Annotated in this window: 15 protein-coding genes and 1 pseudogene; 8 read left to right on the top strand and 8 right to left on the bottom strand. The window is 65.6% G+C overall.

Annotated features, from left to right (window positions below):
- Positions 1 to 11 precede the first annotated feature (11 nt).
- Positions 12 to 958: pseudogene (gene metA, locus C6Y53_RS16875) on the bottom strand (homoserine O-acetyltransferase MetA).
- Positions 959 to 1,093: 135 nt separating this feature from the next.
- Between metA and C6Y53_RS16880 the strand changes: the two are divergent.
- Positions 1,094 to 1,669 (top strand): hypothetical protein, encoded by a 576-nt coding sequence (locus tag C6Y53_RS16880; RefSeq protein WP_149615547.1) that lies wholly within the window; start codon positions 1,094 to 1,096, stop codon positions 1,667 to 1,669.
- A 7-nt stretch (positions 1,670 to 1,676) separates the two neighbouring features.
- Here C6Y53_RS16880 and C6Y53_RS16885 read toward each other — a convergent pair whose 3' ends face one another.
- The 5 genes from C6Y53_RS16885 to C6Y53_RS16905 all read right to left on the bottom strand — a co-directional run bounded on the left by C6Y53_RS16885 (position 1,677) and on the right by C6Y53_RS16905 (position 5,982).
- A complete protein-coding gene (locus tag C6Y53_RS16885; protein ID WP_106474160.1) occupies positions 1,677 to 2,546 on the bottom strand; it encodes an ATPase in 870 nt (289 codons plus the stop codon).
- A gap of 28 nt (positions 2,547 to 2,574) precedes the next feature.
- On the bottom strand, positions 2,575 to 3,498 hold the full coding sequence (locus tag C6Y53_RS16890) for a DMT family transporter (RefSeq protein WP_106473510.1): 924 nt from the start codon (positions 3,496 to 3,498) through the stop codon (positions 2,575 to 2,577).
- Between the two features lie 97 nt (positions 3,499 to 3,595).
- Positions 3,596 to 4,507 (bottom strand): DMT family transporter, encoded by a 912-nt coding sequence (locus C6Y53_RS16895; RefSeq protein WP_106473511.1) that lies wholly within the window; start codon positions 4,505 to 4,507, stop codon positions 3,596 to 3,598.
- Positions 4,504 to 4,776, bottom strand: coding sequence for a putative quinol monooxygenase (locus C6Y53_RS16900; RefSeq protein ID WP_106473512.1), 273 nt, complete (start codon positions 4,774 to 4,776; stop codon positions 4,504 to 4,506). The genes C6Y53_RS16895 and C6Y53_RS16900 overlap by 4 nt, the downstream gene beginning before the upstream one ends.
- A gap of 93 nt (positions 4,777 to 4,869) precedes the next feature.
- A complete protein-coding gene (locus tag C6Y53_RS16905; protein ID WP_106473513.1) occupies positions 4,870 to 5,982 on the bottom strand; it encodes a Ppx/GppA phosphatase family protein in 1,113 nt (370 codons plus the stop codon).
- A gap of 249 nt (positions 5,983 to 6,231) precedes the next feature.
- Here C6Y53_RS16905 and C6Y53_RS16910 point away from each other — a divergent pair, with 249 nt between their 5' ends.
- The 4 genes from C6Y53_RS16910 (at position 6,232) to C6Y53_RS16925 (ending at position 8,977) form a co-directional block, all read left to right on the top strand.
- Complete coding sequence (locus tag C6Y53_RS16910) at positions 6,232 to 6,528, top strand: virulence factor (protein WP_106473514.1); 297 nt, start codon at positions 6,232 to 6,234, stop codon at positions 6,526 to 6,528.
- 26 nt (positions 6,529 to 6,554) lie between these two features.
- On the top strand, positions 6,555 to 7,511 hold the full coding sequence (locus C6Y53_RS16915) for a methylenetetrahydrofolate reductase (RefSeq protein WP_106474161.1): 957 nt from the start codon (positions 6,555 to 6,557) through the stop codon (positions 7,509 to 7,511).
- Positions 7,512 to 7,522: 11 nt separating this feature from the next.
- On the top strand, positions 7,523 to 8,584 hold the full coding sequence (locus C6Y53_RS16920; RefSeq protein WP_106473515.1) for a methyltetrahydrofolate cobalamin methyltransferase: 1,062 nt from the start codon (positions 7,523 to 7,525) through the stop codon (positions 8,582 to 8,584).
- A gap of 183 nt (positions 8,585 to 8,767) precedes the next feature.
- Complete coding sequence (locus tag C6Y53_RS16925; protein ID WP_106473516.1) at positions 8,768 to 8,977, top strand: hypothetical protein; 210 nt, start codon at positions 8,768 to 8,770, stop codon at positions 8,975 to 8,977.
- A 20-nt stretch (positions 8,978 to 8,997) separates the two neighbouring features.
- Here C6Y53_RS16925 and C6Y53_RS16930 read toward each other — a convergent pair whose 3' ends face one another.
- A complete protein-coding gene (locus C6Y53_RS16930) occupies positions 8,998 to 9,333 on the bottom strand; it encodes a DMT family transporter (RefSeq protein WP_106473517.1) in 336 nt (111 codons plus the stop codon).
- A 193-nt stretch (positions 9,334 to 9,526) separates the two neighbouring features.
- Between C6Y53_RS16930 and C6Y53_RS16935 the strand changes: the two genes are divergently transcribed.
- The 3 genes from C6Y53_RS16935 (at position 9,527) to C6Y53_RS16945 (ending at position 12,438) form a co-directional block, all read left to right on the top strand.
- The gene (locus C6Y53_RS16935; RefSeq protein WP_106473518.1) at positions 9,527 to 10,591 is read left to right on the top strand and encodes a DUF2793 domain-containing protein; all 1,065 of its coding nucleotides are present in this window, start codon (positions 9,527 to 9,529) and stop codon (positions 10,589 to 10,591) included.
- A 73-nt stretch (positions 10,592 to 10,664) separates the two neighbouring features.
- Entirely contained in the window at positions 10,665 to 11,720 is a 1,056-nt protein-coding gene (locus C6Y53_RS16940; RefSeq protein ID WP_106473519.1) for a hypothetical protein, read from the top strand.
- Positions 11,710 to 12,438: a glycosyltransferase family A protein gene (locus tag C6Y53_RS16945; protein ID WP_106473520.1), complete on the top strand. Its 729-nt coding sequence runs from the start codon at positions 11,710 to 11,712 to the stop codon at positions 12,436 to 12,438. Before C6Y53_RS16940 ends, C6Y53_RS16945 begins: the two co-directional genes overlap by 11 nt.
- 4 nt (positions 12,439 to 12,442) lie before the next feature.
- Here the strand turns inward: C6Y53_RS16945 and C6Y53_RS16950 are convergent, their stop codons facing one another.
- On the bottom strand, positions 12,443 to 13,087 hold the full coding sequence (locus C6Y53_RS16950; protein ID WP_106473521.1) for a YitT family protein: 645 nt from the start codon (positions 13,085 to 13,087) through the stop codon (positions 12,443 to 12,445).
- Positions 13,088 to 13,163 lie beyond the last annotated feature (76 nt).

A 13,163-nucleotide genomic window follows, 5' to 3' on the forward strand; every position in this document is an offset into this window, starting at 1 on the left:
CGGCCGCCGCGTCAGTCCCGTCCCGCCCGCAGGTCGGTCATGTCCAGCCCGATCCGTTCGATGTCGAATGGCGTGGTTTCATAGATCTCGGAGATCCAGTTGCCATAGAGCAGATGCGCGTGGCTGCGCCACCGGTTCTTGGGGATGCGGGTGGGATCGTCATCGGGATAGTAGTTCACGGGCACGTTGATCGGCGTGTCGCTGGCCACGTCGCGGTCATATTCCTGCTTCAGCGTGTCGCTGTCATATTCGAAGTGATTGAAGATATAGAGCGCCCGGTGGTCCGGGTCCTGCACCAGGCAGGGGCCGACCTCGTCGCTGGCCAGCAGCGTGATCAGCGCCGGAACAGCTTCGATTTCGTGCTGTTTCATCTCGGTCCAGCGGCTGACCGGGATCACGCAGTCATCCGAGAACCCGCGCAGATAGGGCGAGGCCGGGGCCATGTTCCGATGCCGGAAACAGCCAAAGGCCTTGGCGTCGAGCAGGTGTTTGCGCACGCCGTGGAAATGGTTGATCATCGCCATCCCCCCCAGCAGACGCCAAAGGTCGAATGCACGTTGGTCTGGGTCCAGTCAAAGACCTCGCGCAGTTCGTCCCAATAGGTGACCTCGTCGAATTCGAGATGTTCGATCGGTGCGCCGGTGATGATCAGCCCGTCGTATTTCTCGTCGCGCACCTCCTGGAACGGACGGTAGAATTCGGCCATGTGTTCGGCGGCCGTGTTGCGGGTGCGATGTTCCGACATCCGGATCAGCGACAGTTCGATCTGCAACGGCGTGGCGGCGATCAGGCGGGCGAACTGGTTTTCGGTCTGGATCTTCTTGGGCATCAGGTTCAGCAGCCCGATCCGAAGCGGCCGGATGTCCTGCCGCGCCGCCTGGTCCTCGGACATGACCATGACGCCCTCGCGCGAGAGCACGTCATAGGCGGGCAGGTCGGCGGGGATCTTGATCGGCATGGGCAGCGTCTTCCTCTTGTTGAACGCTAGATAAGCCTGCAGAGGGAGGGATGCCAAGGGGGGGGGCGGCGAGAGGCTGACACGGGGCAGGGCTATTGCTAGGGTGCGGGAAACCGGATCGGGCGGAGCCTGGCGATGTTGCACACCCTTTTGTTGTTGCTCGTCTTTCCATTGGCGGCCTTGGCGCAGGACGATGACCCGATGGCATTGCAGCGTTGTGTCTGGCGCTGTCTGGCCGACTCGAAGGGGGCCGATGATCCAGTCTATCATCAATGCGTCGCGGATCATTGCAGCGAGAGGGAATACGGGGCGGCCGAAACCGCGTTGCCGCAGCAATGGAGCCACGGGACCGCCTCGGACGGCGTCACGCGCTTTGCCGGGGTGGCCGCGCCCTCCGGCGACGGGTCGGGGTTCTATTACATGTGCGATGGCCGGGGGCAGAGCTATGTGATGCTCTATGCCGCCGACGCACCGGCGGGGCCGATGACGCTGTTCGTGTCCGGGCAACGGTTTCCCGTGGTTCTGGATCGCAGCCGTCAGCAGCTTACCGCGAATATGCAGCCCCGTGGCCCGTTCCTGACGCAGGTGATCGGTGCGCCGGAGACCGGGCGTCTGTCAGCCGTCGATGCGGGCGGCAAAACGGTGATGCAGGTCGGGCTGGCGCAGGCGGCCCGGGCGGTGCAGGCGACCATCGCGGCCTGCGGCTATTGAGGCGCGGTCAGGCCCTGATGCGTGCGTCGATGGCACCGGCGATCAGGTCCTCGAAATCACCCGCGTCCCGGACCCCGGACACCTCATCCGCCGTCACCGTGACCCCCCAGTTGCGTGCCATCGCCTCATAGCGCGGCTGACGATGGGCCAGCGCGCGGGCATAGGTCCAGCGGATGAAGCCGTCCGGGTCAACATCCGTCTCCAGAATGTTGTTTTCGGACAGGTATTCGCTCCAGACCCGTTCGAGGAACTCGGACTGGTAGGACATCGGTTTGGGCGCCTTGTCGAACCGTCTGACCAGTTCGGCCGAATGGGCCTCGTCGCCGCGGATCCAGATCATCAGCGTGTTGCCGGCCAGATCCCTGAGCACCGGATCGTCGGGGTTCTCGGGATCGACCCATTCGCAGATCGACCCCCCGGTGTCGCAGATGAAATGCGGATAGCCATAAAGCCGGTCGGCCCGGTCGATGAAATATTCGGTATCCAGCAGGGCATGCACCTCGGCCATGCGGAACTGTTCCTGGCGGCGGCGATATTCGGTCATCGGCAGCCCGCCCAGCGACGGATTGCCGGGCTTGCCGAGATAGGCCGAAACCGGGGTCAGGTTCTCAAAGCTCAGGTTGGACCCGATATAGATCGAATCCGACAGCAGCAATTCACGCAGGAACGGCACCTTCATCGCCTCGGCCTTGGCGTTGTCGGCGATGTACTCGCCCATGTAGCGCGTGCCGATGCGGTAATCGATGGAGTAATGGAACCAGCCACCCGCGGCGCGCAGCATCTGCGACAGGTGGGTCTTGCCCAGACCCGACATGCCAAAGAACAGCACGCGTTTGCGCGGCGCATCGCGCCAGTTCTGCGCGGAAGAATAGAGCACGGCCATGGCCCCCTTTTTTCGGCCCTTGCTAGTCAGAGGCGCGTTTGGGGTCAATCCGTCTGCGGCGCGGCAGCCCCTGAAGGATCAGCAGGCCGAGCGCGAGAACCAGAAAGCCGGTCCAGGCGCGGGCGGGCAGGGCTTCGTCCAGAACCCAGGCGCCGAGCGTGATCGCCACCGGCGGGATCAGCAGGGTGACCAGCATGAGGTTTCCCGATCCGGCCATGGCAAGCACCCGGAAATAGAGCAGGTAGGCCCCCGCGGTGGCAATCAGCGCGTAATAGGCGATGGCCCCCCATGTGACCGGGGCGAGCGTGAACGTGACCGGCCCGTCCAGCAGCAGCGCGGCGGGCAGCAGCAGCAGCGTCGAGGCGGTCAGCATCCCGGCCGCTGCGACCTGCGGCGCAAGCCCGCCGAGCCGGGCGCGGGCGAACGAACTGGCAAAGGCATAGCTGATCGCCCCGCCGAGCACGGCCAACTGGGCGACCGAGCGCAGGTCGAACGACGTGAGCGCCTGCCAGCCGATCACCGTGACCACGCCGGCTAAACCCAGCGCCACGCCGATCGCCTTGCGCGCGGTCAGCCGTTCGTCGTCAAAGACCATCGCCGCCACGATCACGCCGAAGATGGCCGTCGTCGCGTTGAGGATCGAGGTCAGGCCGGTTTCGATATGCAACTGTCCCCATGCCATCAGCGAGAACGGGATGATGTTGTTGAGTAGACCCATCACCAGGAAACCGCCCCAGAGGCGTGGCGACCGGGGCAGCGGCAGACGCATCGCTAGTACCACGATCCACAGCGCCAAAGCCGCCCATGCCGTGCGATGCAGGACCGATGTTATCACCGGCACTTCGTTCAGCGCGATCCGGATCGACAGGAATGATCCGCCCCAGATCAGGGCCAGCAGCACCAGTTCGCCCCAGGCGCGCGAGGAAAGGGATTTCTGTTTTCTCATGGGCCACAGCTAACCCGCAAGATGTGTCCGGCGCGACCCGGAACTTGCGCTATGCCGATCATGCACCGGCAGGCTGAGGCGCAGGTTCATGGACGGCTCAGGCCGGGCCGCCGGGCCGGACACCGGCGCGGGCGCCGAACCGGCGCGTTTCCCCGAGGATGTTCAGGTAGTTGGCGACAAAGATCACGGCGGCGCCCAGCAGCACCCAGAGGTCGAGCGATTCGCCGTATAGCACCATGCCGACGATGGCGATGGTCGGCAGGCGGGCGAAATCGAACGGCACCACCACGGTCGCGGGCGCCAGCGACAGCGCCTTGGTCACGCAGAAATGCGCGACCAGCCCCGCCAGCCCGATCAGCACCAGCCACGGGGCGGTCTGCCTGTCCGGTGCGGCGATGTCGCCGTCCATGCCGGCCGTGACCAGCCCCATGACCAGCTGCATCGTCGTCAGCCAGAACAGGATCGAGGCGATATCCTCGTGCCGTGTCAACCGCTTGGTGAAGATGGTGGTCAGCGCAAAGAAGATCGCGGATGAGGCCGCGGTGACGACCCCGAGACTGACGGTTTCGGGGCTCGGCCGGGCCACAATCAGGATGCCGGCAAAACCCAGCAGGGCGGCGGTTGCCCGGATCCCGGTCAGCCGTTCACCCAGCAGCAGCGGAGACAGCATGATCACCCAGAGAGGGGACGTGAATTCGAGCGCGAATACCTGTGCGAGCGGGATCGCCGTGACCGCGAAGAACCAGAGGTTCTGCCCTGTGAAATGGGCCAGGTTGCGGAGCAGGTGAACGCCCAGACGTTGCCGCGATACCCGCGGCCAGCGCCCGGCGAAGGTAATCACCGCGACCACCACGGCGACCCCGACCAGGCTGCGATAGACCATGATCTCGAACGTATCCAGCGTCGCGCTGACCTCGCGGCCCGCGACCGCCATGGTCGAGAAGGACGCGATCGCGCCGATCATCCAGACCGCCGCACGCATCATCTGCACCGGTGGCTGCCCGGTCATGCGTCGCTCACCCGGAAATCGCGCGCCATGTGGCCGGTCACCCGCCACCATGCGCTGTTGCGTGTGCGCTGCTGGTGCGCCTCGAAGGCGGCGCGGTCGGTGAACCGTTCCGACACCAAGAACCGGCACGGGTCATGCGGTGATTGAGTGACTTCGAAGGCGAGGCACCCGGCCTCGGCGCGGCTCAGGCGCAGATGCCGGGGCAGGGCCTGCAGAACGGCTGCGACCTCGTGCGGGGCGCATGTCATCATGCCGGACAATGCCACCATTGCGGCCAACCCTTTTCCACTGCGGACACCCCGCGATAGCGCCGCCCGGTTGCCGGGGCAAGGTGCTCCGGTTCCCGCATGGCCGGGCAGAGATCAGAACGGGCCGTCCTCGAGCACGCCGTCGGCGCTCATCTGCGCATAGAGCAGGCCCTCGCGCAATCCGCGGTCGGCAACCGACAGCCGGTCCGTGGGCCAGAGTCGCAACAGCGCCTGCAGAATGGCCGACCCGGACATGATCAGGGCGTGCCGGTCCTCGCCGATGCGCGGATCGCGCCGCCTGCCGGTCGGACCAAGGCGGAGATAGCCCCGGATGACCGCGTCGATCTGGTCCGATGTCATGCGCAGCCCGTCCACCTTGGTCCGGTCGTAGCGGCGCAGCCCCAGATGGCTGGCCGCCACGGTCGTCACCGTGCCGGACGTGCCCACGATCTGGAACCCCTTGCGCGCCTGTTCGTCCTTGTAGGGTGCAAATTCGGACAGGTTCTCTTCGAAGAACCAGCTCATCAGGGCGAACCGGGCCGCGTCGTCCTCGACATCGCTGAACTGGTCGCGCAGCGTCGCCACCCCGAGCGGGACGCTGATCCAGTCCACCACCTTGGCCGCCGGAAACGGGCTGTCGGGGGCGTGAAACCCGGCATGCAGGCGCATGATCGCGCGCGGGCGGTCGCGATACGGTACCGACGACAGGTCGATCCAGACCAGTTCGGTCGACCCGCCGCCGATATCGACCACCAGCAACTGGTCGGTGCGGGTGGAGACGAGCGGGGCGCAGGACACCACCGCCAGCCGGGCCTCTTCCTCGGGCTGGATGATCTCCATCGTCAGGCCGGTTTCACGGCGGATCTGCCGGATCAGGTCGTTCCCGTTCCGCGCCCGCCGGCAGGCTTCGGTTGCCACCAGCCGCATCCGCTGCACCTTGTTGCGCTTGAGTTTCTGCTGGCAGATCCTCAGCGCCTGGACCGTGCGCCCCATCGAGGCGCGCGACAGTCGTCCGGTCCGTTCCAGCCCCGAGCCGAGCTGCACCGATTTCGAGAAGCTGTCCACGACGTGAAAGCCGCTGCCCTTGGGTTGGGCAATCAGCATCCGGCAACTGTTGGTGCCCAGATCCAGCGCGGCATAGAGCTCGGCCGGATCGGGCGGTTCTGGCGCGGGGCTTTCGACCGCTTTCGGGAACGCGCCCGCACCTTTGGGACGCTTGGGCGCCATGATACACGCCCTCCGATTTCGAGTTGGTTTCACAATATGCAGCCGGGCAGGGCGGTGCAAGCAGGCAGCGCGGTGACGCGATTCATTATCAAGATGAGAAATTCGGGGGCGCGGTGCGCTGGATCGTTGCCGACGGTGGGGCTAGGGTCGCCGCACAGGTCGCTTGCTCGTCGCGTTCTGTCGAAAACAGGCGCCGCGCGGTGCCGCACCTGGCCTAAACAGGGTCACGCGAGAAGGAGGAGGCAGCCCATGCCGGAGGTCACAATCGTCTATTGGCGGGACATCCCGGCCCAGGTCATCGTCGGCAAGGGTCGGCGCGGCGCCAAGCGGCAGCTGGCCGAACGGTTCGAACAGGCGATCGACCGGGCGGCGATGAAGGTGAACGCGCGCGACACCGATGCCTATCTCGCAGAGTGGCGCAAGGCGCCGGCCTACACGGTCGAGGGCGATGCGGACGCGGTCGCGGATGCGGAAGCGGCGCGACTGGAGACCGAATATGACCGGGACCGGATCAAGGCGCTGATCGACAACGACGGATGGGCATGAGCCCGGGATCCATTTGGGAGATCGCGATGGCATTGTTGAACTTCAGGAAACGCGATGCCGCCGGGGCGGAACCCGGCGCGGGCGCGATCAACCCGCAGGTTTCGGCATTCCTGCGCAACTATTCGATCGAGGTGATGCCGCGCACCGCCGACAAGGTCGAGGATTTCCGGGCTCTGCTGCCCGAGGGCACGCGGGTCTACATCGCCCATATCGAGGGCACGCCGATTGACGACATGGTGCGCACCGCGCGGCGGCTGGCGGGCGACGGGTTCAGCGTGATGCCGCATTTTCCGGCCCGGATCATCCGCGACCGGGCAACGTTGGCCGACTGGATCGCGCGCTACCAGGGCGAGGCGGGCGTCGACCAGGCGCTGTTGCTGGCGGGCGGCGTCGCCGATCCGGCAGGCGCGTTCGACAGTTCGATGCAGCTGCTGGAAACCGGGCTGTTCGACAAGGCCGGATTCAAGCGGCTGCATGTGGCCGGGCACCCCGAGGGCAATCGCGATATCGACCCGGATGGCGGCATGAAGAACGTCGAACAAGCGCTTCGCTGGAAACAGGATTTTTCGGACCGCACCGATGCGCAAATGGCGATTGCGACGCAGTTCGCCTTTGACGCCCGGCCGATCATTGCCTGGGCTGACGGCCTGCGCGACGCCGGTATCACGCTGCCGATCCATATCGGTATCGCGGGGCCGGCAAAGCTGCAGACGCTGATCCGGTTCGCCATTGCCTGCGGGGTCGGCCCGTCGCTCAGGGTGCTGCAGAAACGCGCGATGGACGTGACCAAGCTGCTGTTGCCCTACGAGCCGACCGAGGTGATCACCGAACTGGCCGCGCACAAGGCCGCCCATCCCGATTTCAACATCGAGCAGGTGCATTTCTTCCCGCTTGGTGGCATCAAGACCAATGCTGGCTGGGCCATCGCCAATGGTGGCGATTCGGCCCGTCCGGCAAACGAAACCGGCGCGCACGCGTCCTGAAAGGCAGGCAAATGACCCGCACTATCGTCGAGAGCAAGACCAGCACCGCAGTCATCGGATTTGACGAGCCGTTCTGCGTCATCGGGGAACGGATCAATCCCACCGGGCGCAAGAAACTGGCGGCGGAACTGGAAGCGGGCGATTTCTCGACCGTCGAGACGGACGCGCTGGCGCAGGTCGCCGCCGGGGCCAATGTGCTCGATGTGAATGCGGGCGTGGTCTATAACTCCAACCCCGATCCCAACCAGACCGAGCCGCCGCTGATGCGCAAGATGATCGAGCTGGTGCAGGGGCTGGTGGATGTCCCGCTCTGTATCGACAGTTCCGTGCCCGGTGCGCTCGAGGCGGGGCTCGAGGTGGCCGAGGGACGGCCGCTCCTGAATTCGGTCACCGGCGAGGAGGAGCGGCTGGAGATCGTGCTGCCGCTGGTCAAGAAATACAACGTGCCGGTGGTGGCGATCAGCAACGACGACACCGGGATCTCCGAGGACCCGGATGTACGGTTCGCGGTGGCCAGGAAGATCGTCGAGCGCGCCGCCGATTTCGGCATTCCCGCCCATGACATCGTGGTGGACCCGCTGGTGATGCCGATCGGCGCGATGGCGACGGCCGGTCAGCAGGTGTTCGCCCTGGTGCGGCGCCTGCGCGATGAACTGGGCGTGAACACGACCTGCGGTGCATCGAACATCTCGTTCGGCCTGCCCAACCGGCACGGCATCAACAATGCCTTTCTGCCGATGGCCATGGGCGCGGGCATGACCAGCGCGATCATGAACCCGGTGGCGTTGCCCGTGACACGGACGAAGATTGCCGAAAAGAAGGCCGAGATCGCCGCCGCCGGCGTGGTGATCCCCGATGACATGGATGACGACACCTTTGTCGCGCTGTTCGGCATGGGCTCGACCAAGGCGCGGGCGGGCACGGAAATGGAGGCGATCCGCGCCGCCAATTTCCTGACCAACAACGACCCGCATGGCAGTGAGTGGATCAGGTTCAACAAGGCGCCTGCAAAGCCCGGCGAAGAAGGCCGGGGCAGGGGCGGCCGCGCCGGTGGCCGCCGCCGCCGGGCGTAGGCATCACCCAAACCGGCAGCTGGACCGGCGGTATCGACCGCCGGTCTTTTCATTTGCCGGGCGTGGCCGAAGGGCAGGAATTCCGGAGTTGCCGCTTGTCCGGTTGCGGTTCACAATGGGGCTCGTGAAAGGCTGGCAGATCGCGTTGGCGCGATCCGGGGATACAAGGAAAGGACACAAGGCATGACCGATACGGCCACTGAACTGAGCGGGACGATCAAGGAAATCGAAGAGGTCGATGGCTGCATCGCGGATCTGGAGACCGATGCGCGCCGCGACCCTGACAGCAAGGCCGCGCGCCACAACAAGTTCGCGGTTCGCGCCCTGCGCCGCTACAAGGATCGCCTGGTCGCCGATCGCGACAAGCTGCTGGGCGACCTGACGTCGGGGTAGACCCGCGCCGCAAGTGTCGGTCAGTGGCTGGCGGTCTTTGAGAAAAGGTGGATCACCAGGATGCCGCCGACAATCAGGCACATGCCCAGAATGGCGGGCCAGTCGAGCCGTTGTCCAAAAACCAGCAGCCCGATCGCGGCAATCAGCACGATGCCCAGGCCGGACCAGATCGCATAGACGATGCCCACGGGCATTATGCGCAGCGTCTGGCTGAGAAGGTAGAAGGACAGCGCGTAGGCGATCACCACCAGCACCGACGGCCACAGCCGCGTGAATTGCGCGCTTGCCTGCAGCGCGGTGGTGCCGATGGTTTCGGCAACGATGGCGGCAATCAGATACAGGTAATGGGTCGGCATTGATATGCTCCGGCAAGAACGGCCCGATCTCTCCAAACCGTTAGAACATGGGCGCAAATCGCGCAAGCTGGCCGCGTGTGCCGGACCGGGGGCGTTGCGGTCCGGCGGGTTTGACCGAACGGCGGGTTAATCGGCGGGCGAGGGTTTTTCGCCTAGATGCCCCGCAACCCGGTCAGGTCACAGGAGCAACTCGATGTCGGACACCTCGCCCGTTCACGGACTTCCCTACATTCGGCCCGCGCAGGCCCAGAAGCATGTCACCCATAACGAGGCGCTGGACATCCTCGATGCCGCGGTCCAGCTGACCGTGGAAACCCGCACGAAATCGTCGCCGCCGTCATCCGTGCGCGCCGGCGCGCGCTATATCGTTGCCGGCGGGGGCAGCGGCGATTGGGCCGGCAAGGGCGGCAGGATCGCGGTCTGGAGCGGCAGCGCCTGGCGTTTCGTGACCCCCCAGCGGGGATGGGTCGCCCATCTGCTGGACGAGGGCGGGTTCGTGCGCTTCGACGATCCCGGCTGGTTCGGGATCTCGGTTCCGGTCAATGCCGAGATCCTGCAGAATATCAGCGGTATCGGCATCAATACCGAAAGCGACGCGGTAAACCGGGTGTCGGTTGCGTCCGACGCGACGCTGCTGAGCCATGATGGCAATGACCATCGGGTAAAGATCAACAAGGCCGGGGCGGGCGATACCGCCAGTCTGCTGTTCCAGTCCGGCTGGGCCGGTCACGCAGAGATCGGGCTGAACGGGGATACCGACTTTACCCTGCGCGTCAGCTCCGATGGCGCCAGTTTTGCGGATGCGATGCGCGTGGGCGCCGCCGACGGGGTCGTCGGGTTCCCCAACGGGCTGCATCTGGGCGCGCAGAAGCTGGAGCATTATGAACAGGGTGTCTGGACACCGCGCCTGACCTTTTCCGGTGACGATAGCGGCATCAGCTACTCCAATCAGGAAGGCGTCTATGTGCGCGTGGGCGCCATGGTGATGCTGCAATGTTCGATCGATCTGGTCAGCCGTGGCTCTGCCACCGGGGCGGCCATGATCGAGGATCTGCCGTTTGAGCCCTCGCCGCTCTACTATCCCGGCCAGGTGCTGTTCATCAGGGGCGGCGCGAACCTGAACGCCCCGACCTGCAGAACCTTCAGCGGGCCGGTGATCCGGTTGCTGAATTCGAGTGACAGCGGCACAACCAACCTGACCCATGACAATATCACCGACAGCGCAAAGATCAGGGTGACGCTGATGCACCTGGCCTGAGGCGCTCTCTTGCGTGCCACCCGGGCCACGCCTATGAGGGGCGGACCTTCTGTGTTCCCCGGGGTGGCACGACATGACCCGATCAATCATCGACCGGCTGGCCGGGGTGCTGCGTCGTCTCGTGCGGCCTGCCAGCCGGGGCGACCGCGCCCTGGTCGGGCCGCAATTCGATCCTGAATTCTATCTGCACAGTTATCCGGACGTGGCCGAGGCGGGCATGGACCCGCTCGACCACTATCTGCGCTACGGCTGGCGCGACGGGCGGCGTCCGAATACATGGTTCGACCCCCAGGTCTGGCTGCGCGCCCGGCCTGATCTGGTCGTCTCCGGCGGCCATCCCTTTGTGCATTATCTCAGGGAACAAGGCACCGCCGGGGCAATCGGGGCGCGGTACGAACGGCTGCGCGATCTGCCGGATGATCCGGCCATGACGGCCCGGATCGCCGAGGCGCGGGCGCTGGATCCCGCCGTTGCCCTGCCGGATGTGCCGCGCGGTATCGTCACCCAGCTGACCACCCTCGGCCCGCTGTTGAGTGTGACCGAACGGATGCGCCGGACGCTGTCGGGTGCGGATTGCCCGGTCGTGCTGGTTGTCGGCAACGATGCCGGTGGAGAGGATCGCACGCTGGCGACCGCGCTGGGCGAGATCGCGGGTTCGGCGCGGGTGCTTGTGCTTTGGACGGATGGCAGGGAACACCTTCCCGCAATGGACAGTGACGGCATGAGGCAGGCGGCCATGCCGGCCGGCATCGACATGCTGCCCGCCCCGCACCAGGCGCAGGCGCTGATCGATGTTCTGCGCGGTGTCGGATGCCGGATCATCCTGCAATGCGGCAGCGGCCTGTGCTGGCGCGCGCTGAAACTCTATGGCCGGCAACTAGGTCAGGACTTCACCATCGTGACCTGCCTGACGGGCACCGCGGGCAATGACGCCCAGATCGACCGGCTCCATGCCAGCGCGGGTGGCCCCCGTGTGGTGCTGGCACGGAGCGCGGCACAGGCTCGTGCCGCGGCGGATGTCGATGGGGTCGCGCAGGTGGCGCAGATCCCGGCCGAGCCGACCGCCGCCGCTGTCCTGCCCATCCTGCGTGACGTGATCGAACCGGTATTGGCCCTCCATGACAACTGATCTGACCTGTATCATCACCGGCCACCGCGAGGGCGATATCTGCGTTCCGTCGCTCAGATCCTTCTGGGCCACGATAGACCGCGCCCGGGCTGCCGGGCTGACCGTGCAGCCGCTGCTCTGTCTCGACCGCCCCGATGAACACACGCGCGATCTGTTCGAGGCGCACCGCAAGGACGCGGCTGCCGTCGCGATCCATGATTTCGCCGATCAGGGGCAGGTGCGCAACGCGGCCATCGCGCGGGCCACGGGGGCCTTCACGGCTTTTCTCGATGCCGACGACCTGTGGAGCAGCGACTGGCTGGTGGAGGCCGTCGAGTTCCTGGCACCGGGACCGGACAACCGCGTGGCCCATCCCGAGTTCAACTATTTCTTTGAACGCCAGGCCTCGATTTTCCGGCATGTGGATCAGGAAACGCCCGAGTTCATTCCAGACCTGTTGCGGATCGGGAATTACTGGGATGCGCTCTGCGTCTGCCCGACATGGATCCATCGCGATTTTCCGTTTAGGCACCGTGATATCGTCGGCGGCTGGGCGTTCGAGGACTGGCAGTGGAATTGCGACACCGTGGCCGCCGGCATCGTGCACAAGGTGGTGCCGGACACGGTCCTGTTCAAACGCCGCCGGCAGGCATCGCAGACGGTGAAGGCATCGGCCAACCGGTCGATGATCCGCGCCACGCCGCTGAACCGCTACGACCACCCGTTCTACGGCGACTGACCCGTCAGGTCGCGATATAGCGATCCTTGCGGTGGTTGACGGCGATCACGAGATTGGTGACGACCGCCCCCGAAAGCGAATAGGCGATCAACAGCGGGTCGAGCAGGAAAATCCCGGCGGCAAAGAGAATGGCGTCGAACGCAAGCTGCGTCCAGCCGGCCTGGAACCCGATCTTGTCCTGCAAATAGAGCCCGAGCACGCCAACCCCGCCCAACGAGGCGCCGTGGCGGAACAGGATGATCAGGCCGAACCCGGAAAAGGCCCCCGCGAAGAGCGCGCCCACCAGCGGGTCCAGCGTTTCGAAGGCGACATAGCGCGGCAGCAGTTCGGCGATGCCGGACAAAAGCGCCACGGCGACAAAGCTGCGCAGGGTGAAGCGCGGCCCCATCCGCAGCCAGGCCAGCGCGTAGAACGGCAGGTTGACGACGAAGAACACTGCGCCAAAGCTCCAGCCACTGACATAGGACAACAACACCGCCAGCCCGGCGGTCTGCCCGGTGATCAGCCCCAGATGGGTGAGCATGACCATCGCCATCGCGCAGAGCGACGTGCCCATGACATAGGCCATCGCATCCTCGGCCAGGCCGTGGTTCAACGCGGGCCGGTGCGGTTCGTTGCGCCCGGCGGCGGTGTCGTTTCCTGCTGTCATTCCCCGGCCCTGTCTGTGCCCCTGTGGTTGGTCGGGCCGCCCGCGGGGCGACCGATGTATCGCGCGCGGATCGGGG

The sequence above is a fragment of the Pukyongiella litopenaei genome (assembly GCF_003008555.2).
Classification (GTDB): Bacteria; Pseudomonadota; Alphaproteobacteria; order Rhodobacterales; family Rhodobacteraceae; genus Pukyongiella; species Pukyongiella litopenaei.

Excerpts from the sequence above, each read along its gene's own strand:
- C6Y53_RS16920 (WP_106473515.1), top strand. The coding sequence starts at position 7,523 with ATGACCCGCACTATCGTCGAGAGCAAGACCAGCACCGCAGTCATCGGA.
- C6Y53_RS16950 (WP_106473521.1), bottom strand. The coding sequence starts at position 13,087 with ATGACAGCAGGAAACGACACCGCCGCCGGGCGCAACGAACCGCACCGG.
- C6Y53_RS16880 (WP_149615547.1), top strand. The coding sequence starts at position 1,094 with ATGTTGCACACCCTTTTGTTGTTGCTCGTCTTTCCATTGGCGGCCTTG.
- C6Y53_RS16910 (WP_106473514.1), top strand. The coding sequence starts at position 6,232 with ATGCCGGAGGTCACAATCGTCTATTGGCGGGACATCCCGGCCCAGGTC.
- C6Y53_RS16925 (WP_106473516.1), top strand. The coding sequence starts at position 8,768 with ATGACCGATACGGCCACTGAACTGAGCGGGACGATCAAGGAAATCGAA.
- C6Y53_RS16940 (WP_106473519.1), top strand. The coding sequence starts at position 10,665 with ATGACCCGATCAATCATCGACCGGCTGGCCGGGGTGCTGCGTCGTCTC.
- C6Y53_RS16890 (WP_106473510.1), bottom strand. The coding sequence starts at position 3,498 with ATGAGAAAACAGAAATCCCTTTCCTCGCGCGCCTGGGGCGAACTGGTG.
- C6Y53_RS16935 (WP_106473518.1), top strand. The coding sequence starts at position 9,527 with ATGTCGGACACCTCGCCCGTTCACGGACTTCCCTACATTCGGCCCGCG.
- C6Y53_RS16905 (WP_106473513.1), bottom strand. The coding sequence starts at position 5,982 with ATGGCGCCCAAGCGTCCCAAAGGTGCGGGCGCGTTCCCGAAAGCGGTC.
- C6Y53_RS16915 (WP_106474161.1), top strand. The coding sequence starts at position 6,555 with ATGGCATTGTTGAACTTCAGGAAACGCGATGCCGCCGGGGCGGAACCC.
- C6Y53_RS16900 (WP_106473512.1), bottom strand. The coding sequence starts at position 4,776 with ATGGTGGCATTGTCCGGCATGATGACATGCGCCCCGCACGAGGTCGCA.
- C6Y53_RS16945 (WP_106473520.1), top strand. The coding sequence starts at position 11,710 with ATGACAACTGATCTGACCTGTATCATCACCGGCCACCGCGAGGGCGAT.
- C6Y53_RS16930 (WP_106473517.1), bottom strand. The coding sequence starts at position 9,333 with ATGCCGACCCATTACCTGTATCTGATTGCCGCCATCGTTGCCGAAACC.
- C6Y53_RS16895 (WP_106473511.1), bottom strand. The coding sequence starts at position 4,507 with ATGACCGGGCAGCCACCGGTGCAGATGATGCGTGCGGCGGTCTGGATG.